The organism is Serratia grimesii, assembly GCF_900186025.1.
Classification (GTDB): Bacteria; Pseudomonadota; Gammaproteobacteria; order Enterobacterales; family Enterobacteriaceae; genus Serratia; species Serratia grimesii.
The window spans coordinates 4,399,379-4,421,170 of the sequence record NZ_LT883155.1 but is presented as its reverse complement, the minus strand read 5'-3'; the positions used below and the strand labels follow the sequence as shown (position 1 = coordinate 4,421,170).

12 protein-coding genes are annotated in these 21,792 nt (G+C 54.1%); 5 read left to right on the top strand and 7 right to left on the bottom strand.

What is annotated here, in order from left to right:
* The first annotated feature begins 10 nt into the window (after positions 1 to 10).
* The 4 genes from SGBXF1_RS20645 to SGBXF1_RS20630 all read left to right on the top strand — a co-directional run bounded on the left by SGBXF1_RS20645 (position 11) and on the right by SGBXF1_RS20630 (position 11,319).
* Positions 11 to 9,610, top strand: a complete 9,600-nt coding sequence (locus tag SGBXF1_RS20645; RefSeq protein ID WP_238320990.1) for a hemagglutinin repeat-containing protein — start codon at positions 11 to 13, stop codon at positions 9,608 to 9,610.
* Positions 9,607 to 9,867 carry a hypothetical protein gene (locus SGBXF1_RS20640; RefSeq protein ID WP_227021831.1) on the top strand — a complete coding sequence of 87 codons (261 nt, stop codon included), beginning with the start codon at positions 9,607 to 9,609 and terminating at the stop codon, positions 9,865 to 9,867. Before SGBXF1_RS20645 ends, SGBXF1_RS20640 begins: the two co-directional genes overlap by 4 nt.
* Before the next feature lie 124 nt (positions 9,868 to 9,991).
* A complete protein-coding gene (locus SGBXF1_RS20635) occupies positions 9,992 to 10,561 on the top strand; it encodes a hypothetical protein (protein ID WP_238320989.1) in 570 nt (189 codons plus the stop codon).
* Positions 10,562 to 10,743: 182 nt separating this feature from the next.
* Entirely contained in the window at positions 10,744 to 11,319 is a 576-nt protein-coding gene (locus tag SGBXF1_RS20630) for an Ail/Lom family outer membrane beta-barrel protein (RefSeq protein WP_037416649.1), read from the top strand.
* 43 nt (positions 11,320 to 11,362) lie between these two features.
* On the opposite strand, the gene abgT is transcribed toward SGBXF1_RS20630, so the two are convergent.
* The 3 genes from abgT to SGBXF1_RS20615 form a co-directional block, all read right to left on the bottom strand.
* Entirely contained in the window at positions 11,363 to 12,889 is a 1,527-nt protein-coding gene (gene abgT, locus SGBXF1_RS20625; protein ID WP_186427468.1) for a p-aminobenzoyl-glutamate transporter, read from the bottom strand.
* Positions 12,890 to 12,992: 103 nt separating this feature from the next.
* Positions 12,993 to 14,444 carry a M20 family metallopeptidase gene (locus tag SGBXF1_RS20620; protein WP_186427467.1) on the bottom strand — a complete coding sequence of 484 codons (1,452 nt, stop codon included), beginning with the start codon at positions 14,442 to 14,444 and terminating at the stop codon, positions 12,993 to 12,995.
* Positions 14,441 to 15,757: a M20 family metallo-hydrolase gene (locus SGBXF1_RS20615; RefSeq protein ID WP_186427466.1), complete on the bottom strand. Its 1,317-nt coding sequence runs from the start codon at positions 15,755 to 15,757 to the stop codon at positions 14,441 to 14,443. Before SGBXF1_RS20615 ends, SGBXF1_RS20620 begins: the two co-directional genes overlap by 4 nt.
* Before the next feature lie 271 nt (positions 15,758 to 16,028).
* Between SGBXF1_RS20615 and SGBXF1_RS20610 the strand changes: the two genes are divergently transcribed.
* Positions 16,029 to 16,925 carry a LysR family transcriptional regulator gene (locus tag SGBXF1_RS20610; protein WP_037416662.1) on the top strand — a complete coding sequence of 299 codons (897 nt, stop codon included), beginning with the start codon at positions 16,029 to 16,031 and terminating at the stop codon, positions 16,923 to 16,925.
* A gap of 91 nt (positions 16,926 to 17,016) precedes the next feature.
* Here SGBXF1_RS20610 and SGBXF1_RS20605 read toward each other — a convergent pair whose 3' ends face one another.
* From SGBXF1_RS20605 to SGBXF1_RS20590, 4 genes are all read right to left on the bottom strand, one after another.
* A complete protein-coding gene (locus SGBXF1_RS20605) occupies positions 17,017 to 19,164 on the bottom strand; it encodes a phosphocholine-specific phospholipase C (RefSeq protein WP_186427465.1) in 2,148 nt (715 codons plus the stop codon).
* Between the two features lie 122 nt (positions 19,165 to 19,286).
* Complete coding sequence (queF, locus tag SGBXF1_RS20600) at positions 19,287 to 20,129, bottom strand: NADPH-dependent 7-cyano-7-deazaguanine reductase QueF (RefSeq protein ID WP_037416668.1); 843 nt, start codon at positions 20,127 to 20,129, stop codon at positions 19,287 to 19,289.
* Positions 20,107 to 21,003 carry a queuosine precursor transporter gene (locus SGBXF1_RS20595; RefSeq protein WP_037416671.1) on the bottom strand — a complete coding sequence of 299 codons (897 nt, stop codon included), beginning with the start codon at positions 21,001 to 21,003 and terminating at the stop codon, positions 20,107 to 20,109. The genes queF and SGBXF1_RS20595 overlap by 23 nt, the downstream gene beginning before the upstream one ends.
* Positions 21,004 to 21,618, bottom strand: a complete 615-nt coding sequence (locus tag SGBXF1_RS20590) for a helix-turn-helix domain-containing protein (protein ID WP_037416674.1) — start codon at positions 21,616 to 21,618, stop codon at positions 21,004 to 21,006.
* Between the last annotated feature and the right edge of the window lie 174 nt (positions 21,619 to 21,792).

The following is a 21,792-nucleotide window of genomic DNA, read 5'->3' as shown; positions in this document are numbered from 1 at the left end:
GGACATTGCCATGAACAAGAACCTGTATCGTATCGTTTTCAACAAAGCGCGTGGCATGCTGATGGTGGTGGCGGATATTGCCCGCTCCGGTCGTGCCGGGTCCGCGCGTTCACCTGGTCTGGGCCATACGCTGAGCCAGTGTATCGGCAAAATCAGTGCTGTTAGCTTCAGCCTGCTGATAGCACTGGGTGCTATACAGCCGGTGCAGGCGGCAATTATCGCCGACGGTAATGCGCCGGGTGGTCAGCAGCCGACCATTGTTAACAGTGCTAACGGTACGCCACAGGTCAATATTCAGACGCCAAGCGCTGGTGGGGTTTCCCGTAATACCTACAGCCAGTTCGACGTCGACAAGCAAGGCGCGATCCTCAACAACTCCCACAAAATGACTCAGACGCAACAGGGCGGTTGGGTCGACGGTAACCCGTGGTTGGCGAAAGGCGAGGCCAAGGTGATCCTCAATGAGGTCAACTCACGTGATCCTAGCCGCCTGAACGGTTACATCGAAGTCGCCGGGCAGCGTGCGCAGGTGGTGATCGCCAACCCATCCGGTATTACCTGTAATGGCTGCGGCTTTATCAACGCCAACCGTGCCACCCTGACCACCGGTCAGGCACAGATGAACAACGGCAACCTGACGGGCTTCAACGTTGAACGCGGCGAAGTAGTGGTTGAAGGCGCCGGTATGGACAGTTCGCGGCAGGATTATACCGAGATCATCGCGCGATCGACGAAGATCAACGCCGGGCTTTGGGCAAACGATCTTAAAGTCACCACCGGTCGCAACAAGGTGGATGCGACGCATCAGCAGATCGACAAACAAAGTGACGATCCCGCTACGCGACCGCAACTGGCGGTGGATGTGGCGAAGTTGGGCGGCATGTATGCCGGTAAGATCCGTATGATCGGCACCGAAACCGGCGTCGGGGTACGCAATGCCGGTAATATTGGTGCGCAGGCCGGTAGCGTGGTGGTAACCGCCGATGGCCGCATTGAAAACAGCGGCAAAATCAGCAGCGGCAGCGACATGCAGCTGGCCTCGAAAGGCGGCGTCAGCAACAGTGGTTCACTGTTTGCAGCAGGCAATGCTGGCGTCAGTAGTGAAGGGGATGTGCAAAACAGCGGTTCTATCGCCGCACGCAATAATGTGCGTGTCCAGGCAGCCAGCCTGAACAGCAGCAAAGGCAGTACGTTGGCAGCTGGAGTACAACAAGATGGCAAGCTGGGCGGCAGTGGTGAACTGGCATTGACCACCAGCGGTAAGCTTACAGCACAAGGCCAGAACCTGGCGGCGGGTAATCTGCATGCCAATGGGCAGGGGGCGGACATTAGCGGCAGCAAGACTGCCGGTACTAATGTCACGCTGGACGCCGGACAGGGTGACTTGACGACGGCCAATGCACAAGTCGAGGCGACACAGCATCTGATTGCCAACAGCGGTAAGCAACTGAACAACGACGGCGGCAAGCTGGCGGCAAATAAACTGACGCTGAATGCGCATGATTTATCGAACCGGAAGGGCGAAATCACCCAGCTTGGCAGTGAAGATTTAACGCTGAACCCACAGGGCAAACTGGATAACGCTGGCGGCCGCATCGCCAGTAACGGCAACGGACTGACGTTGAAGGCCGGGGCGATCGATAACCAGAGCGGTGAAATCGTACATGCGGGCAAAGGCACGCTGGCAGTGAATACTGGCCGCTTGCAGGGCGACAGCGGCAAACTGTTGTCCAATGGCCAGCTCAGTATGCAGGGTGGCGACTACGTACTGGATGGCGGTACCACGTCAGCGCAGCAGATCACGATGGATGCCGACAGCCTGTCTAACCGTAATGGCCAACTGGTGCAAAGCGGCAGCGGAGATATGCGCCTCAATGCCCGTCAGGGCATCGATAACCAGGGTGGCCAACTGGCGGCTAACGGTAATGTGACGCTAAACGCAGCACAGTTGAACAACCAAAATGGCAAAGTGATTGCCGCGCAGGATGGGAGTCTGAAAGCGCAGGTCAGCGGTGTTATCGATAACCGTCAGGGGCAGTTGGCGGCTAGCCAACAGACCCGATTGCAGGCGGAAAAACTGGATAACCGCAAAGGGCTGGTTTCCGCCGCGACGGGCAGCGCTGAGGTCATAGCTCGGCAGGCAGTGGACAACGGCAGCGGTCGTATCGAGGCCAAACAAGGCCTGCAAGTGAGCGGCGCCGGGTTAGAGAACCAAGCTGGGCAAGTCGTTGGTGGTGAACTTTCACTGGCGCTCGGCAAGGGTGCGCTGAACAACCAGCAAGGCGTTATCGCCGCCAGCGGTGATCTGACCTTGAACAGCGGCCTGCTGACGAATGACGGTGGCCTGTTGCAATCTGCCGGCAACATGAACATTGATACCCATGGGGCGGCATTGAGCAACCGTCTGAGTGGTGAAACTGGCGGTATTCTCAGCCAGGGAACGCTGGCGATCCACAGCGGTGCGCTGGACAACACACAGGGCATGCTGGTGGGCGGCGGAACGACAGATCTGTTCACCGGCAGCCTGGATAACAGCAAAGGCACGTTGGTCGGCAAGCAAACACTCAACATCGACAGTCTGGCGCTGACCAATGACGGCGGTCTGTTGCAGGCAGGTGGGGACGCGACTCTCGATACTCACGGACAGGCATTAACTAACCGCAACAGCGGCAAGAATGGCGGCATCAGCAGCTTGGGCAAACTGGTTATCACTGGCGGTGCCGTAGATAACCAAGACGGCTTTATCGCCAGCTCCGGTGACCTGCAACTGCACGGCGACCAACTGGATAACCGTTACGGTACGCTGGCTTCCGAGAAGCACTTATCGGCTGCGGCTAACACCATCAATAACCAGGGTGGAGCAATTAAATCCGGTCAGGATATGGTACTGAACGCCAAAGAACTGTTGGATAACAGCAATCTTGGCGTGATTGGCGCAGGCAAAAAACTGCAACTGGATAGCGGCCATCTGGTGAACGACCAAGGCACCTTGGTGAGTGCCGATGCAGCGAAGATCAACTTCGGCCTGCTGGAAAACCAGGGCGGTCAACTGGCTGCTCAGACGGTGCTGGAGCTGCACGGCAACAGCCTGAATAACAACAACGGCGGTCTGATACAGAGCGGTGACCGTCTGGAACTGAAGGTCGATCGACTGACCAATAACAACAGTGGTGATAAAGGCGGTATCACCAGCCAAGGTGCCATGAACCTCACCACTGGTGTGTTCGATAATGGCCAAGGTGTAGTGATTGCCGGTAAAAATCTCAAGCTCGACGCAGAAGCACTGTTGAATGGCAGCGGCAAACTGGTGGCGCAACAGGCATTAGATCTGACGACGACCGGCACGGGCGGCCTGAATAATCAGGGCGGGTTGGTGCAGTCGGGTGCGGATATGCAGATCGATACCCAGGGTCAGTTGCTGGATAACCAGAACGGCACCTTGCACAGCCTGGGCCAGTTGGAACTCAGCAGTGGCGACCTCAATAACCAGGGCGGCACGCTGGGGGCCAAAGGCGATTTCACCCTGACGGCGCTGAAGCTGGATAACAGTAACGGCGGGCGGATTATCGGCGAGAAGGCGGTGACGCTCACCAGCGCCGGTCTGGATAACCGCAACGGACAAATTCAGGCGGTCGGCAACCTGCTGCTGGATAGTGCGCAGGGGATTATCGATAACACTCTGGGGCTGATCCGCAGTGGTGCCAGCGTAACGCTCAATGCTCTGCAGTTCACCAACGACACGACGCAGGCGGAAAATAAAGGGTTGGAAGGCCAGTCAGTGGCGCTGAACACCGGCACACTGAGCAACCGTGGCGGCAGCATTCTGGCTAACCAACAACTGACCATCACTAACGCGGGCCTGCTTGATAACAGCGGGGGCCAATTGGCGGCCAGCGAAAATCTGCAGTTGCAGGGCGCAGCGCTTAACCTGCTGAACACTGCCGGCACCATTAAGGCTGGCAAGCTGCTGGACATCAATGCCGCAGCGGTCGGTGGCGATGGGCAGTTGCTGTCGTTGGGTGATATTAATCTGGTCAGTGGGCAAGGCATCAATAACAGCGGCGAGATGATCGCCAACGGCAATTTTAACTTCACTACGCCGGGCGATGTGACCAACAGCGGCAAACTGCTGGCGGGCTCCAGGCTTGATCTGCATGCTAACAATCTGTTCAACAGCAACAGTGGTGAGATCAATGCCGGGCAGGATTGGCTTACGGTGAATGGCACCCTGACCAACTACGGCCTGATCGATGGCAAGCACACCTTGCTGACTGCCAATACGCTGACCAACATCGGCACGGGTCGCATTTATGGCGATGCGATTGGCGTGCAAACCGTCACCTTCAACAACCTGGCGGAGAACGGTACTGCCGCCACGTTGGCCGGGCGCGAGCGGGTAGATATTGGCACCCAGACGCTGAATAACTATGACCACGGGCTGATTTACAGCGGCGGGGATATGGCCATTGGCGGCCAGCTTGACGCTAACTACCTGGCGAGCGGGCAGGCTGGCACCATTAATAACCACAGCTCGACCATTGAGTCTGCCGGTAACATGGCGCTGTCCGCCGGGCAGATCAATAACATCAATGATCACTTCAGCACCGAACTGGTGACAGTATCCAGCGACAAGCTGACCGAGTATCAACTGAGCGGCTCCGATAAGCGCTATCAGCCGGACGAAATACGCATTACTCACGATGAGGTGAATTACCTCAACACGCCGGACGGTCGTAAAGACAACTACAACCAGTTCGATTTCAACCGCACGGTGCAGGAAACCCAGATCAAGGAAAGCGATCCGGCCAAGATAATCGCCGGTGGCGATATGGCGATCAACGCGGGTCATCTGCTCAATGACAAGAGCCAGGTGGTCGCGGGCGGTACATTGGCGATCAATGCCGGCAGCGTGGATAACGTAGCGGTGGCGGGCCAGCGCCTGACCACTGACGCCGGGGAAGTGACCAATTACTACCGCATCAAGAAGAAAGGCAAGGACAAGCAGGGACATAACGCCACGGCCTACACGCCGCCGACCACTATTCAGACCATTGCGCTGAAACCTAGCCAACTGATTGATCACGGGCAGGTTGCAGGCAACCCGATCGCCATCACGCCGCTAACGCCACAGGGCACCAATGCCACCATCGGCGCGGCCGGTGGGGTGAATGCCGTGGTGACTGGCAGCGATGTTTCTGCCGGGATGCAGACTATTGGCAGCGGTGCGCTGCCGGTGATTCAAGCGGTGGCGTTGCAACCAGGCCAACAGTTTGAAGTCGCTAATAAGGTGAACAACCAACAGGGTGACGCGGTCGACAGCGTTGTGCGTATCGTCGGCCCTGACACTCGCCTGCCAGATAACAGCCTGTTCAAGACCAATCCGGCACCAGGTGGGCAGTATCTGGTGGAAACCGATCCGCGCTTCACCAACCAAAAATCCTGGCTGGGTTCGGACTACATGATCGCCAAGGCGACCAATAATCAGGACAACGTGCTGAAACGCCTGGGTGATGGTTACTACGAACAGCGACTGATCCGTGAACAAGTAATTAATCTGACAGGCCAGCGGTATCTGGACGGTTACAACAACGACGAAGAGCAGTTCAAGGCGCTGATGGATCAAGGCCTGACGTTCAGTCAGCAATATAACCTGAAGGTTGGCGTAGCGCTGACGCCAGAGCAGATGGGGCTGTTGACCAAAGACATCGTCTGGCTGGTGAATGCCAAGGTCACGTTGCCGGACGGGAGCCAGCAAAATGTGCTGGTGCCGCAGGTGTATGCACGCATGCAACCGGGCGATCTGGACGGTTCTGGCGCATTGATTGCCGGGCGCAACGTCAACCTCAATCTGGGAGACGGTCTGTTTAACAGCGGCCATATTGCAGGCCGCGAAGTGGTGAAACTGAGTGCTGCCAATATCACTAACGTGGCGGGCAACATTCAGGGCACTGACGTTGGGCTGATCGCCCGTACCGACATCAACAATATCGGTGGCGTGATCCAGGGCAATAACTCACTGTTGGCCAGCGCCGGGCGTGATATCAACGCCATCAGTACTACCCGTACGGCGCAGAGCGTTAACGGGGCCAACAGCTTCGAGCGCACCAATATCGACAGCGTGGCGGGTATGTATGTGCAAGGCGCTGACGGCAAGCTGATGCTGCAGGCCGGTCGCGACATTAAATTGGATGCCGCGCAGGTGGTTAACAGTGGTGAGAACGGCCAGACGGTGCTGAATGCCGGGCGTGATCTTAACCTGAATACGGTGACCACCGCCAGCCGCGACAACCTGATTTGGAACGGTGATAACAGCCTGAAACAGGGCAATAGCCAACAGGTGGGTAGCGAGGTGGTCGGTAAAGGGGCCGTGACTCTCAATGCGGGTAACGATCTCAACGCCCGTGCGGCGACAGTTTCCGCGGGTGATGCGCTTAACCTGAATGCTGGCCATAACGTTAATATCCTTAATGGCGAGAACACACGTGATCTGGATGAGCGTCACAAGGTGACGGGGGGCAATGGCCTGTTGTCGAAAACCACGACAACAACCCGAGACACCTTCGATCGCCAAACTGTTCAGGGTAGCACTCTGAGCGGTGACAGCATCAACGTGCTGGCAGGTAACGATCTGCGTGTGCAGGGCAGCAGCGTAGCTGGTACTCAGGATGTGAAACTACTGGCAGGCAACGATCTGACTGTGACCGGTGCGACCGAAAGCAACCGCGAACTGCATCTCAAGCAGGAGAAAAAATCCGGCCTGATGAGCAGCGGCGGCATCGGCATCAGCTACGGTACCGAAAGCCTGAAAACCACCGATACCTCGCAGGGCCTGACCAATCAGGGCAGTACCCTCGGCAGCGTAAACGGCAATGTAACTCTGGGCGCCGGTAACAACCTGGCGGTAACCGGCTCTGAGCTGGTGGCCGGTAAAGACATGGCGTTGAGCGGCAAGAATGTGTCGGTGACGCAGGCGCAGGATCAAAATAGCCAGACCCACAAGGTTGAACAGAAGAAATCCGGGCTGACGCTGGCGCTTTCCGGTACGGTTGGCAGCGCGTTGAACACCGCGGTGGAAACCTCACAGCAGGCAAAATCTACCGACGACAGCCGTCTGGCGGCGTTGCAGGGCACCAAAGCAGCGTTAAGTGGTGTACAGGCGGTGCAGGCTGCGCGCTTGGCTGAGGCGCAGGGTGCCGATCCCGCCAACAACAACATGGTCGGGATCAGTATTTCCTACGGTACCCAGTCCTCCACCTCGACCCAGAACAGCGGGCAGAGCACCGCTCAGGGCAGCAGCCTGACGGCGGGCAACAACTTGAGCATTACTGCCAGCGGCAACGGTGTGAAGGGTCAGGATGGTGACATCACCGTGCAAGGCAGCCAACTGCAGGCGGGCAAAGACATCACCCTGAATGCCAATCGGGACGTGAATCTGCTGTCTGCCACCAACACCCAGTATCTGGATGGCAAGAACGAGAGCCAGGGCGGCACGCTGGGCGTGGGCATCGGCGTCGGTTCCGGCGGCATTGGGCTGAGCGTTTCTGCCAGCGTCAATAAAGGCAAGGGCAACGAGAAGGGCAACGGTACCAGCCATACCGAAACCACGGTGAACGCCGGTAATCAGGTCAATATTACCAGCGGACGTGACACCAACCTGATCGGCGCGCAGGTCACCGGTGAAACGGTCAAGGCCGACGTCGGCCGCAACCTGCTGCTGGAAAGCCAGCAGGACAGCGATCGTTACGACTCGAAACAGCAAAATGCCAGCGCCGGCGGCAGCTTCACCTTCGGCTCCATGACCGGCTCCGGCAGCATCAGCCTGAGCAAAGACAAGATGCACAGCAACTACGACAGCGTGCAGGAGCAGACCGGTATCTTCGCCGGTAAAGGTGGCTTTGACCTGACGGTGGGCGAACATACCCAGCTTAACGGCGCGGTAATCGGCAGCACTGCCACGGCGGACAAAAATAAACTCGACACCGGCACGCTGGGCTTTAAGGACATCCATAATCAGGCTGATTTCGAGGTAGAGCACCAGAGCGTGGGCATCAGTTCCGGCGGCAGCATCGGTAGCCAGTTCGCCGGTAACATGGCCAACGGCCTGCTGGTGGGGGCCAACAACAGCGGACATGACAGCTCAACCACCCAATCGGCGGTGAGCGACGGCACCATCATCATTCGGGATCAGGACAAACAAACGCAGAATGTCAGTGACCTGAGCCGCGACGTAGAGCACGCCAACCAAACCCTGAGCCCGATCTTCGATAAAGAGAAAGAGCAGAAACGCCTGCAGCAGGCGCAGTTGATCGGCGAGATCGGCAATCAGGCGATGGACATTGCGCGGACCGAGGGGGCGATCACAGCGACCAAGGCTGCCAAAGAGAAGATGAATAACGTCACCGATACCGATCGCAAGGCGGCGGCCGACAAGTTGGCGAAAGATAGGCCTGGTGAGGTGATCACCAACGACGATATCAACGCGCAGATTTATCAGACGGCCTATAACAAGGCGTTTAGCGAGTCGGGTTATGGCACGGGCGGTAAGGTACAACAAGGCATGCAGGCAGCAGTAGCCGCGGTGCAAGGGTTGGCCGGTGGCGATCTGCAAGCGGCAATTGCCGGTGGGGCTGCGCCTTATCTGGCGGAACAGATACACCGTCTGGCACCCAATGAGGAAAGTCGTATTATCGCGCATGCGGTGGTGGCTGGTGCACTGGCGGAGCTGCAAGGCCAGTCGGCCGCAGCAGGGGCAGCAGGTGCTGCGACGGCGGCACTGGGTACCAAAGCGATTGCCGAGGCGATGTTTGGTACCAGCGATTTCAGCAAAATGAGCGAAGAGCAGCGCCAGACGGTTTCTGCATTGGCCACGCTCGCAGGCGGCTTGGCCGGTGGGTTGGCAAGTGGTGATACGGCAGGAGCCGTCACTGGCGGGCAATCCGGTAAGAATACCTCTGAGAACAATGACCAGCTTGGTTTTTCTCCTGGGATGATGAGCTACGGTTCAGGGGCAATGTCTCTGCAAGAAAGCATGGTGAAAGAAGGAAAATCGCTCGATGAAATACAAGCTGCAATGAGTCATTACGCCAAGGGAGATATGCCTGAGGGGGCCGATATCGCTAAAGTGATAATAAATGGTTACGCCGATGGCGCAATGATTGCGGGAGCGATCTATCTTGGACCAGCAGCATCGATCGGCAAGGTAGCCGTCAGTTCAGTTCTGAGTGGCGGAGCGAATGCAGCGTATCAATGGTATGACATGAGTCAACCAGGGCATGAAACCAAAACTTATGATTATTGGAGTACCACGGCGGCGGCAGTCACGGGAGGATTGGCACCAGGAAGAGGTATCCCAGCCAATATCGGTATTGCAATTGGCGGTACGATCTTTACTGATGGGGCTGATCCAGTTTCGGTTGGCGCTGCAGCAGGTGGTGCTCTTGTGGGGGGCGGGTTTGGTAAGTATGCTCCTGAGGGCGTCAAGAAGATCCTTGGCGACGATAAGGTTCCAGGGTATGTATATGATTTTATTGGTGGTATGTCATCAGAGTTTACAAGTGGATTCATAAAGGATTTATCAAAGCCCGCTGATGAAAAGGTAAATAAGAAATGATTAGATTGATTTTTAAATATGCTAAGTTATTTATTTATAGCTGGTTTTTTTGTATTGCTTTCTTGCTTTTAATTGGAGGGGTGATTTCAACGGTATCGTTTTTAAGTAAAGGGGAATTCAATTTCCCTGTTGAGCAAATTCATAGGGCTATTTTCTTTGGATTTGTTGGTGGGAGTGCGATTTCTTTGGCTGCTATTATCTTTAGGGGATTGGATTGGTATAGAGCACGTAAAGTTAAAATAAAACCTGATGATTAATGCGAACAGCTTGGTTTTTATTTTTTTTGTTACTGATAAATATATTCATTTTCAATTTTTAAACTGTGGATTGGTTGTGTTTTTTCTAACGCATTGATTATTTAAATAAAAATGGATGGTGGTTGTGGTTGCTAAAGTATTAATAAAAGTTTTTACAGTTTTTCTATCTGTCAGTGTCGTTTCTGGCTGTTCCGTGAGCTTAACAAAATCTGTAGATGATTACGCAGGTGCAGATTTTGCCAGGATCAGGGTGAAAAACTACCTGCCGCCTTTAACTCTTGAGGTTTATGAAAAATCAGGGCAGTGCTACAAACTTGTGGATGCCAAGAGTTTGACTGCGGGTGTCAATGTCATGGGTATCAAGTCAACCTACAATAAAAAACTACCAGGCATGTTACCACCGTCTACCGAGATGCAGGGGATGGATGCGATAGAATACAAAATCAAAGCGAATCAGCATGTCAGTATCACCTATAAAGAAGAGACGTTTAGGTCTCAATATACTCAAATCATAGCTACGCGCTCTTCAAATTTTATCCCTGAGGTTGGGCACGATTATGACATCTACTCATCCAACTCGGGTGTAAGTGTTGTTGACCTGACCAGCAGCCACCATGCATCAAAGTCGTGGGGTAATGAAGACAAAGAATGCAACTATAAAACAGGTCTGTTGGGCGGCAGGAATTATTATTGATGCGTAGTAGTCCACAAATTACCGGTTCAACTGATTAATTATTGCAGTGAGTGTGTTACTCTCTAACTTTATATATCAATTTATCTTGATTAAAACTAATAAATTATTTATGCCGTCAATATGACATAGATACCAATGCTTTCGCACCAATGTTGTTCTACTTACTATTAAGGATGATTGTTATGAAAAAGTTAGTCATTGCCAGTATTGTTATTTCTACTCTGGGTTTCGGAACTGCGGTACATGCCGGGCAAAGCACTATCACTGCCGGCTATGCACAGAGCAAGGTGCAGGACTTCAAGAATATCAACGGCGTTAACTTAAAATACCGCTACGAGTGGGATTCCCCGATCAGCGTTATCAGCTCATTTACCTATATGAGCGGTGACAAGAATGAGTCTTACAGTTTCTACCGTGACGTGATAGATCACCACGCTGAAGTTAAATACTACTCTCTGTCTGTTGGTCCAGCGTATCGTTTTAACCAATATATCAGCATCTATGGTTTGCTGGGGTTGAATTATAACAAGCTTGATTACAAGTCATCCTGGAATAACTACGCAAACGGCGCTTACGAATATATGGGCGAAGAGAGCGGTAACCAGAAGAAAACGTCCTTTATGTACGGTGTCGGTTTCCAGGTCAATCCAATGGAGAACCTGGCGATTGATGTCGGTTACGAAGGATCCAGACTGGATGCCGATGATAAAAACCACGCTATTAACGGCTTCAACATCGGCATTGGCTATCGTTTCTGATAGTTGAATGCTTCCGGCCTCCAGACATGGAGGCCGGCAACCTTTACCCCATCTTCGGATAGACTCCCGGCCCGATCGGCAGGCCGAGCGCATACCATGCCAGCAACAGCAAAATCCATACAGCAAAGAACACCAGCGGATACGGGAGGATCAGCACGTAATAGGTACCAAGCTGGGCGTCTTTGCGGTAGCGCTGTAGAAAACCGAGAAACAGCGGCAGGAACGGCGACATCGGCGCCAGTGGCAGCACCGACGAGTCGGCGATGCGGAAGATCATCTGCGCGAACGCAGGGTGGAAGCCGAGTAGCATAAACATCGGCACAAATATCGGCGCCAGTATCGACCAGATGGCGGAGCCGCTGGCGATAAACATACACAGGAAGGCGGAAAGGAACATCAGGCCCAGAAACGCCGGTGCACCACTCATGCCTGCCGCTTCCAACATGTCAGTCAGGCCGATGGCCATAAACTTGCCCATGTTGCTCCAGTTAAAGAACGCCACGAACTGCGATAACGGGAATACCATAACGATAAACCCGGCCATGCTTTTCATCGGTTCGATCAGGTGGTGGGGAATATCGTCCGGACGCCGGATTTGCTTGGTGACGACGCCATAGGTAATACCGACGGTGAAAAAGAACAGGATAATGATCGGCACAATGCCTTTAATAAACGGCGATGGGATCACCGAGCCGGTTTTAGGATTGCGCAGCGGGGCCGCTTCCGGCACCACCAGTGCGGCGATAATGGCGATAAACACCAGTGCAGCGATACCGCTCATCATCAACCCACGGTTTTGCAGTGGGGTCAGCGCCTCAATTTTATCCTCGGCGCTGCCCTGCCATTTTGGCAGGCGCGGTTCTATAAACCTATCGGTTAATAGCGCCCCGGCGATGGTCAACACGATCACTGAAGTTGCCATAAAGTACCAGTTGTCGATCACGCTGACGTGGACGGCGGCGTCCACCGCTTTGGTGGCCTCAGTACTGATACCGGAAAGCAGTACGTCGGTTGTTACGATCAACAGGTTGGCGGTAAAGCCTGAGGCAACCCCAGCTATAGCGGCTAGCAATCCAGCTATCGGGTTACGGCCTACTGCCAGGAACATCAGTGCGCCGAGCGGCGGCATTACCACCAGTGCGGCATCGGAGGATATATGGCTGAAAAAGGCAATAAACAGCACCATGTAGCTGGCATAGCGGGCGCTAACGCGTGAAGCCATCTTGTACATCAATGCTTGCAGCAGTCCGACCTTCTCGGCCAGCCCGGCGCCGATCACCAATGCCAGAATGGCACCCAGTGGGGCAAAGCTGCTGAAGTTATGAATGATATTGGGGAAGATCCACTGCATGCCCTCCACGCTCATCAGGTTATTCACCTTGATTAATTCGCCAGTGGCCGGGTTCTTCACCACCATGTCTAGCCAAGAGAACAGCGCAGTGGCTAGCATTAAGACAACGATCAAATAGACGAACAGTAAAAATGGATTGGGGATTTTATTCCCGATGCGTTCTACCCAGTAAAAAACGCGGCCGGGGCTTTTATTCGCTGACGTTGTGACCTCACTCATTGGCTTACCCTCTGTGTTTGTCCTGTTGTGTTTATTTTTTATTATTTGATTTAATTATAATTATTGTTACTGGCCCGGTTTACGGGCCTTTGCAGCGTAGTCGTTATTTTAACGGTGAAGGTTTAATGCCCTTGGGGATTGGGCAACTGTAGGGCTGTTCTGCACGCTGGCGTTCGAACTCACGACGGCAGTCAGCCAGAAGGTTGCTGTCGCTCAGCAGTTCGATGGCAGTAGCCGCCATGACTTTACCCGCCAGGCACATGCCTTTGTGTGCGATAGAGGTTCGGCCTTGTGCTACCAGTTGCCAGGTATGCAATGGTGTGCCGAGTGCGAAACACGGACTGAAGCATTGAGCGGTGGGCGTTACCCAACTGACATCACCGACGTCGGTGGAGCCATACAGCAGATCTTCAGACGCCACATAAGGTGCAACTTCATCCATCAGTACTTTGTCGCCCAAATTCTGCACCCATTCGCGCCCGGCAGCACCGCCGGTACGGGCGATATTCAGCTTGGCATTACGCAGGTCGTCCTTGTTTAGCGTTTGGCGGATCTCGGTGGCGAACCTGCGTTCTTCCTCGTTGTACTCTGGCAAACCGAAATCACAGACATAGCGATACATCACCTGTTCCATGCTGCGGTTCGGCACATAGTTGGAGCAGGCCTTGTCGAAACGCACCGTCATTTGAGTGTCTGTCATCTGTGCCGCGCCTTTGGCGATGTTGATCACCCGCTGGTAAATATCTTGCGCTTGATCGAGCTGCGGCGCGCGGATCAGGTACAGCACTTCTGCGTCGGCCTGCACCACGTTGGGTGAGCTGCCCCCAGTGTTGGTGACTGCGTAATGTAGCCGGGCTTCCTGCACGATGTGCTCACGCAGAAAGTTGGCACCGGTATTCATCAATGTCACGGCATCCAGTGCACTGCGGCCAAGATGTGGCGAGTTAGCGGCGTGAGCTGCGATTCCCTTGAACTGAAACGCTGCCTGAATATTGGCTAAGGTACTGGTGTTGAACATCCCGCTGAAGCCTTCAGGATGCCAGGTGAGGGCGGCATCGACGCCATCAAACAGCCCCTCACGTACCATAAAGGTTTTGCCGGAGCCGCCTTCTTCGCCGGGGCAGCCGTAGAAACGTACGGTGCCGGTCAGGTGTTGTTGTTGTATCCAGGCTTTCACGGCGAATGCCCCTGCCAGTGCGGCGGTACCCAGCAGATTGTGGCCGCAACCGTGACCGTTACCGTTTTCCACTAAGGGTTCCGGTGTGGCACACCCCGCTTGCTGGCTCAGTCCGGCGAGAGCGTCGTACTCGCCCAGTAGCGCGATCACCGGATGGCCGCTGCCATAGCTGGCGATAAACGCGGTTTCAATACCGCCAACACCACGTTCAAGCGTAAAGCCTTCCTGCTCCAGCGCATCGGCTAGCAGGTTGGCAGAATAGGTTTCGGTAAAGCGCGTTTCAGGGTGATCCCAGATGCTGTCGCTCAGTGCGCTGAAACGAGGCTGGTGTTGGTCAATGTACTGATTGATGAACGCCAGTAATTGCGGATTACTCATGCTTTGCTCCCAAACGTTGGCAGGTTCAGCGCCAGAGACGCCAGTGTTTTCACCGCTACCGCCATAACCTGTTCGTTAAAATCAAATTTCTCGTTGTGGTGCCCAGCGCTCAGTTCGGTGCCGAAAATCACGTAAGAGGCCTGACCGCCGTGGGATTTAACCCGTTCCATCATATAGGTGGCGTCTTCTGAACCGGCAGCCTGCTCGCGGCGATCAACTACTGAAGATAGCTCTGCGATGCCCTGTGCTTGCTGGTGGATATAGTCCACCCACGGTTGGGTCGGTTTACTGCTCTGCGCCGCACCCATCAGCGCGATCTCGCATTCCACGCCGTGCATTTTGGCTGCGCCCTCAATCACATTCAGTGCCTGCTGGTAGACAAACTCGTTGATAGCATTGGTGGCGCCACGAGTTTCCACTTTCATAAAGGCCTGATCGGCAATCACGTTACGGCCAGTACCGGCCTGTAATACACCGACGTTGATGCGTGAGCTGCCTTCGCTGTGACGTGGGATAGCGTACAACCCCAATGTGGCCGCCGCCGCCGCCAGCAGGGCGTTACGGCCGTCTTCCGGTTTGGCGCCGGCATGGGAGGCTATGCCACGGTAGGTGACGTCCAGCTTGCTGGTGGCCATAAAGCTGTCGCTGCCGCACACCAGTTCCCCGGCAGGCACACCGGTGCCAATATGCACAGCCGTAAAGAAATCAACGTCGTCAACGACGCCGGCTTCCACCATGGATTTTGCGCCACGGGTGCCTTCTTCCGCCGGTTGGAAAATCAGTTTGATGGTGCCGCTCAGTTGCGGTTCCAGGTTCTTGAATACATGCGCCAGTCCCAGGCCGATGGTGGTGTGTCCGTCATGACCACATGCATGCATCATGCCGTTGTTACAGGAGGCGAACCCTTCACGGAACGGCAGGTGATCCGGTTGCAGTTTTTCGTTCAGATCGAGCGCGTCCATATCAACCCGATAGGCAATCACCGGGCCAGGGCGTCCGGTATCCAGCGTGGCAACAATGCCGGCAAAACCGCCGGAAAAGTGCGGCAGCCATTTTTCCAGCGCACCTTGTTCACGTGCGCGTTGCTCTTGTTGCTGTAAGACTTCGGCAGACGGAAGCCCCATACGTGCATCGGCATTAATTACTTCGCGACCCAGTTGCAGGCGATAGCCCAGTCGATCCAGTTCTTCAGCCACCAGAGTAGCAGTGCGGAACTCAAACCAACCTGACTCGGCATAGCGGTGGAAGTCACGGCGCCAAGCCTGCAGTTGCGGGTATAAATCGGTCACCAACATCGAAAGCGGATTATTCATTGGGATATCTCATAAGTTATCGCGCCCAGGCAAATGCCGGGCAGCAGTGGTGCGCTGAACTGAAATCAGACGGTGAAACTATTTAATGAAAATGGCGTATTTAGTGACTAACTACCGTGAAGAGCGCTTATCACCGCAGAAAATGCGTTTAATTAAGCGAAATAAGAATTTGGTTATTTATTATGTTTTTTTCGAATGTACACAATGGAATCGGGCTAAATAAGATGCCAATATGTTGCTATTGATAAACAACAGTTATCGCCACTTGCCTATGCCCGCCTCAATAAAATTGCACCAATTACGTGCGTTTGTAGAAGTCAGCCGGCAGGGCAGCATTCGCGCCGCCAGCCGCACTTCACACCTTTCACAGCCCGCGCTAACCAAGTCGATTCAGGAACTGGAACAGGTACTGGGGGCCAAGTTGTTTATCCGCCGTAGCCAAGGGGTTGTGCTCACCGACTGTGGCGATAACTTTTTCCAACATGCCAGTCTGATCCTCGAAGAACTCCGGGTGGCGCAAGAAGATATCCAACAACGGCTAGGGCTGGCAGGGGGATCAGTGAATATCGGCGTCGGTGGCAGTATTGCGCGAACAGTGATGCCGCAGGTGATTACTCAGTTTCATCGTGAATACCCTAAGGTCAAAGTCAGAATTGTTGAAGGGCAGTTGGTGTCGATGATCCCGGAACTGCGACAGGGTGAACTGGATTTTACCGTGAATACCTATTACCCCAGTAGCATGGACAATGAGCTGCAATACGAACGGCTAATGGAGAAAGAGTATAAAGTGGTGGTGCGTAAGGGGCACCCGATGGAGGGGGCGACATCACTTAAGCAACTGCAACACTGCGACTGGACCATGCCAACGCCTAAAGGCAGCTACTATCGGCTGTTGCATGATTTGTTCGGGGACTTGGGGATGGCGCCGTCGATCAGCGTGACATGCGAGACTTTTATGGCTTGCACCAGCCTGGTGGCGCAGAGTGACTTTGTCAGTATTTTGTCGGTAGATGTGATTTCTGATCCAATATTGGGCAAACATCTGGTGCCGCTGGCGCTGGAGGAGAGCCTTCCAAAGGCGACGTTTTATCTGATCCAGCGTAAAGACACCACTCTGACGCCGATGGGCGCACACCTGGCGCGCTTGTTTCGGCTGTATTGCCGGTGAAAATGCCGCAGCGAGTTATCCCCGCTCCCGAATAAAGTGGCGGGTGATAATCCATATCCTTTCGCTTTTTGAACACCCCTGTGCGGATATCTTAGGCTTTGCCCATCAGCGGATCGCTGACGCTGTGATCGCCGTTTTCCAGACGGCCTGCCAATCGTCGCCGCCAGCCATGAGAACCTTCTAACGAAAGATCGTACCAACCACCGCTGGCTTTGGCGTCAAAGGCTTGCTGATGGCGGCCACCTGCCGGCAGTTCAATTCGCCAAGGGCCGAGTTGCGTATAGGGGCAACGGGCGATGGTTACTGTTGTTGTCTGGCTACCGGGGTTCGTGAGCGTTAGCGACAAACGATCTCCCTGTGGGGTCAGGCGTACTTCTGGCTGCGGCTGCTGAACGTTGCCACGCAGCTCACGATGAAAACCGTTGGGGCCCAGTAGCCACAAATGGTATTCATCCGTCGTTGACCAATTATCGCTGACGGCCTTTCCTGCTTCGACGGTATAGCGCCGTGGAATCTGATCCAGGTTCAGTCGATCGTAAACGTGGAATACCGCGCCTTGTGCGCCAGTGTTGTACAGATTGAGCGTCACCATGTGTTGTTCGGGGTAGCTGGTGGCCTCAACGTGCAGTTGATAAGGCAGCGCACGTGATGGACGTGCCAATCTCGATTGGTGCGGTAACTGCTGCTTGTCCGGTGGCGGCAGAGGTACCTGTGGTAACTGTTCCTGCCGTTGGCGCAAGCTGTCGGCAGCGTGACGACTGACTGCCGGCAAGCTGGGTAACGTCTCGCCGTTAGGGTCGACAAAGTTGAACGCAGAGGTGAGATCGCCGCACACTGCCCGTCGCCAGGCACTGATATTCGGTTCATGCACCTGGAAGCGTTTCTCCAAAAATTGCAGTACCGAGGTGTGATCGAATACCTGTGAATTGACCCAACCGCCACGGCTCCAGGGTGATAGCACCAGCATTGGCACGCGTGGTCCGGGGCCATAAATGCGACCGTCTGGTGGGGGTTGGTCCTGTGAACCCGGAGGGGCAACGTGTTGAAATATTTCGCTGTCGAACGGCACCGTTGATTTGCCGGCAAAGCTGCCGTCTTCGCGTAATGAGGGGGCGGAAGGTGAAGGCATATGATCGAAGAAACCGTCGTTTTCGTCGTAATTGACCAACAGTACGGTCTTGCTCCACACCTCGGGGTTGTCGGTCAGTGCATTGAGGATTTCTTGAGTAAACCAGCCCCCCTGAACCGGGCTGGACGGCCCGGGGTGCTCCGAGTAGGCTGCCGGGGCGATAATCCAACTTACTTGTGGCAGTTTGCCCTGCTGCACGTCGGCGCGGAAACCGGCTAACATCGCGGCCAAATCATTGCCGTTAGCGGCTGGCAGTGTATTGCCATTCCCTTTGTACAGCGGCGCTTCGGCGTTTAGCTCATCGCGGTAGGGCACAAAGGCGGTGAAATCTTTCGGCGGCTGCGCCGGATTACCCACTTTAACGCTGGCGGCGCGATACTGGCGAAAACCCGCCAATGGGTTATCGGTGAAGTTATCCGGCAAAAATTGATAGACCTTCCAGCTGACACCACTGGCTTCGAGTCGTTCTGGATACGTATGCCACTGGTAGCCGACCTCAACGGGGCCGGGGCTGTCCCATTCGTTGACCACGACAGCGACGTCGGCAGCCGTTGGGCCGTTGGTCCCGGTCCAGTGGAACAGACGGTTGGTATTGGTACCCGCGTGGATCGAACAATGATAGGCGTCGCATAGGGTGAAGGTTTCGGCCAGCGCAAACTGGAAAGGCAATTCGTGGCGACGGTAATACCCCATCGAGGTCGGCGTTTTGTACGTGGGCCAGGCGCTCATACGGCCGCTATCCCAGGCGGACTGCTCGTCTACCCACGAATGCGGCGTGCCGCTAACCCGCTGAGCATTGCCGCGCTTGCTGTCCAGGTGATAGGGCAGCACCAGCCGATTTTCCCCTTGCTGCTGCCACACATGACGGCCGTCGGGCAACGGGATGGTAATGCGATCGCTAAAGCCGCGTACCCCGGGCAGTGTGCCGAAGTAATGATCGAACGAGCGATTTTCCTGCATCAGGATCACCACGTGTTCGACATCGTTAATCGTGCCGGTGCGGTTATTGGCCGGAATTGCCAGGGCTTTACGGATCGAGACTGGTAACAGTGAAAAAGCCGATCCGATGGCGGCAGCCCGCAGTATTTCTCTGCGCGAAAAATCAGGCATGCGTCGTTAAACTCCCATAGGTGTGCTTTGAAGATAGTTGTTAACGACGGTAATAGCGAAAAATAACAAGGAGATGAAAGGGGAAAAAATAATGCTCCCGGGCGGGAGCATTATCGAAGGGTTTATTGCCTGATCAGTCGACCCAGTGTCGGTGCGGCTTCAAAGTCGCTGCGGAACGGGTTGATATCCAGACCACCACGGCGGGTATAACGGGCAAATACGCTGAGTTTTTCCGGCTGGCAGCTTTTCTTAATGTCGTTAAAAATGCGCTCGACACACTGCTCGTGGAACTCATTATGCTGACGGAAAGAGATCAGGTAGCGCAGCAGGCGTTCGCGATCGATTTTCCGGCCTTGATAGTGGATGACTACGCTGCCCCAGTCCGGTTGGTTGGTGACCAGACAGTTGGATTTCAGCAGATTGGAGGACAATGTTTCCGTCACGGTTTCTGCTTGCTCATGGGTAGCTCCGTCCAGATATTCTGGCTTAAAGTCAAAGTCATCCACGGCGATATCCAGATCGTCAATATTGATTCCCGGCAGGCGGTCTATCTGCGATGAATACCCGTCCAATCCCGGATAGAGTTTAACGCCGACCTGACCGTTAGCGGCCTGCGACAAATCTTTTTGCATCGCCGCGCTCACCTGTTCCACGCTGTCAAAGCGCGTTTGGTTAAAGCTGTTGAGATACAACTTGAATGATTTGGACTCGATCAGATTGGTGGAAGAATGCGGCAGAGTGAACTCACCAATGCCAACCACTGGCTTGCCTTTTGCGTTGAGCCAGGACAGCTCGAAGGCAGTCCACAGGTCGAAGCCGCTAAACGGCAGGTTTTGTTCATCTACACCGATCAGATCACGGCCGCGAGCACGCGGCAGAGCCTCGAGTAATTCGGGAGCATACTGGTCCGGATAATCGGAGTTAGCGCCAAGATGGGTGATTTTATCTTGTTTTTTGATATGCATATTCATTGCTCCTTGCAAGATCGGTATTGATATAGCGGTTAAACAGGCTACGGGCGGCGTAAATTGGCCCAACCCCTACCAGGGCGTAGACCACCTTGATCAGGAACTGCGACAAGATCATGGTTTTGATGATGTCCCAGCTCAAGACGTTGTAGAACGCCAGTGTACAGAACACCACACTGTCGATGGCTGAAGCGACAACGGTGCTGGTGATCACTCGCACAAACAGGTAGCGGGAGTTGGTCAACTCTTTGATTTTGCAAAGCAGATAGGAATTGACGTTCTCGGAGATCAAATAAGCCGCAGATGAAGCGACCAGTACCGCCATAATACTGTGAACAATGCCATCATAGGTCTTGCTGAATTCCCACTGAGGAATGCTCGGCACCAGTGTGGTGGCCCAAACACCCAGTACAAAAATCAGGTTGGCCATAAACGAGATGATGATGGTACGTCTGGCCAATCGTAGTCCGTAAAACTCGTTTAAAATATCGACCAGAATAAAAGTGAGAGGATAAATAAAAATAGCGGGCGGTGTGATCAGGTTCAACGCGGGAATTTGAATCGGTTTGACGCCACACAGGGTTGAAAAGATATAAATTACGCTGAGTGCTACGGTAATGATCAGATAGGCATACCAGGAGCGTTCGTGGCGATCGCTGAGCTCGTAAGCGGTTTGCTGCTGATTGTTACCGTAAATCTTGCGGTACAGCGCCTGCAACTCATGTCGGCTGAGATCTTCCGATATTTCGCTGTCGGCCAGCTCATTGAGCCCCATGGTGATGGTTTTGCCTGTAGCTAATACCATGACATTGGCGGCCAGGGTGCCATGTCGGGTAAAGCCCAATAGCTTGAACTTTTGATTCGGTTCCATTTATAGCCTTTCTCCAAAGATATAACCCAGGAATTGCACGGTATCCTGATGATTTTTCTCCATGCTGCTTTCTTCTTTGTCATTAATGACAAAGAAGCCGTTTTTTCCCGAGTGATACAATAAAGGCGAATTGCAAACCAGCACCGGCGGGCGTTTTATAATAATGACCTCGCCTGGGATAAATGAACCTTTTATTTCGGTCTCTATTTTCATTGCTACCATATTTGACTCATCGCCGAAGAAATAAGTCAAAGGGAACTCTGTGACAAGTTGACCGATCTTCTTGCCGGCAACCGCTAAAAAACGTGACTGCGGAATAACAGGAATGGCGGAGGGGTTTTTATTCCCTTCGGTGGAAAGGGTTTCGTTGAGCAGCTCCAGCTTTTCCAGATCATAGTCTTCGATCTCTTCACAGGAAACGCCAAAGAAATCTGAAATCCGGTTAACGGTGGCTTGCTGCACATTATTGACCTTTCCATCCAGGATCTTATAGATGGTGGTGCGTGTCAGGCCAGTACGGTTAGAGAAGGATGCCTTGGTTTCGCCACGGGTGCGCATCAGATATTCAATATTCTTAATGATGTTGACTTTGCGCTGGGCGTTAGTGGTCTTCATAAGCATTCCTTACAATATTCTGGCCGGCTTTACTATATCGCACGCACCGGCATTGTCCAGAACGGACACGGACATTGTGCCGGTAACCAGCTGATTACACTTTAGAAACGGAAAGTATTCTACCCCTTGTCGTGGGCACGGAGGCATTTATCATGATGCATATAATGAGAAATA

What these genes read in the sequence shown, in the direction of transcription:
- SGBXF1_RS20615 (WP_186427466.1), bottom strand. Translation starts at nt 15,757, where the DNA reads ATGAATAATCCGCTTTCGATGTTGGTGACCGATTTATACCCGCAACTG.
- queF (WP_037416668.1), bottom strand. Translation starts at nt 20,129, where the DNA reads ATGCATATCAAAAAACAAGATAAAATCACCCATCTTGGCGCTAACTCC.
- SGBXF1_RS20630 (WP_037416649.1), top strand. Translation starts at nt 10,744, where the DNA reads ATGAAAAAGTTAGTCATTGCCAGTATTGTTATTTCTACTCTGGGTTTC.
- SGBXF1_RS20620 (WP_186427467.1), bottom strand. Translation starts at nt 14,444, where the DNA reads ATGAGTAATCCGCAATTACTGGCGTTCATCAATCAGTACATTGACCAA.
- SGBXF1_RS20590 (WP_037416674.1), bottom strand. Translation starts at nt 21,618, where the DNA reads ATGAAGACCACTAACGCCCAGCGCAAAGTCAACATCATTAAGAATATT.
- SGBXF1_RS20605 (WP_186427465.1), bottom strand. Translation starts at nt 19,164, where the DNA reads ATGCCTGATTTTTCGCGCAGAGAAATACTGCGGGCTGCCGCCATCGGA.
- SGBXF1_RS20595 (WP_037416671.1), bottom strand. Translation starts at nt 21,003, where the DNA reads ATGGAACCGAATCAAAAGTTCAAGCTATTGGGCTTTACCCGACATGGC.
- SGBXF1_RS20640 (WP_227021831.1), top strand. Translation starts at nt 9,607, where the DNA reads ATGATTAGATTGATTTTTAAATATGCTAAGTTATTTATTTATAGCTGG.
- SGBXF1_RS20645 (WP_238320990.1), top strand. Translation starts at nt 11, where the DNA reads ATGAACAAGAACCTGTATCGTATCGTTTTCAACAAAGCGCGTGGCATG.
- SGBXF1_RS20610 (WP_037416662.1), top strand. Translation starts at nt 16,029, where the DNA reads ATGCCCGCCTCAATAAAATTGCACCAATTACGTGCGTTTGTAGAAGTC.
- abgT (WP_186427468.1), bottom strand. Translation starts at nt 12,889, where the DNA reads ATGAGTGAGGTCACAACGTCAGCGAATAAAAGCCCCGGCCGCGTTTTT.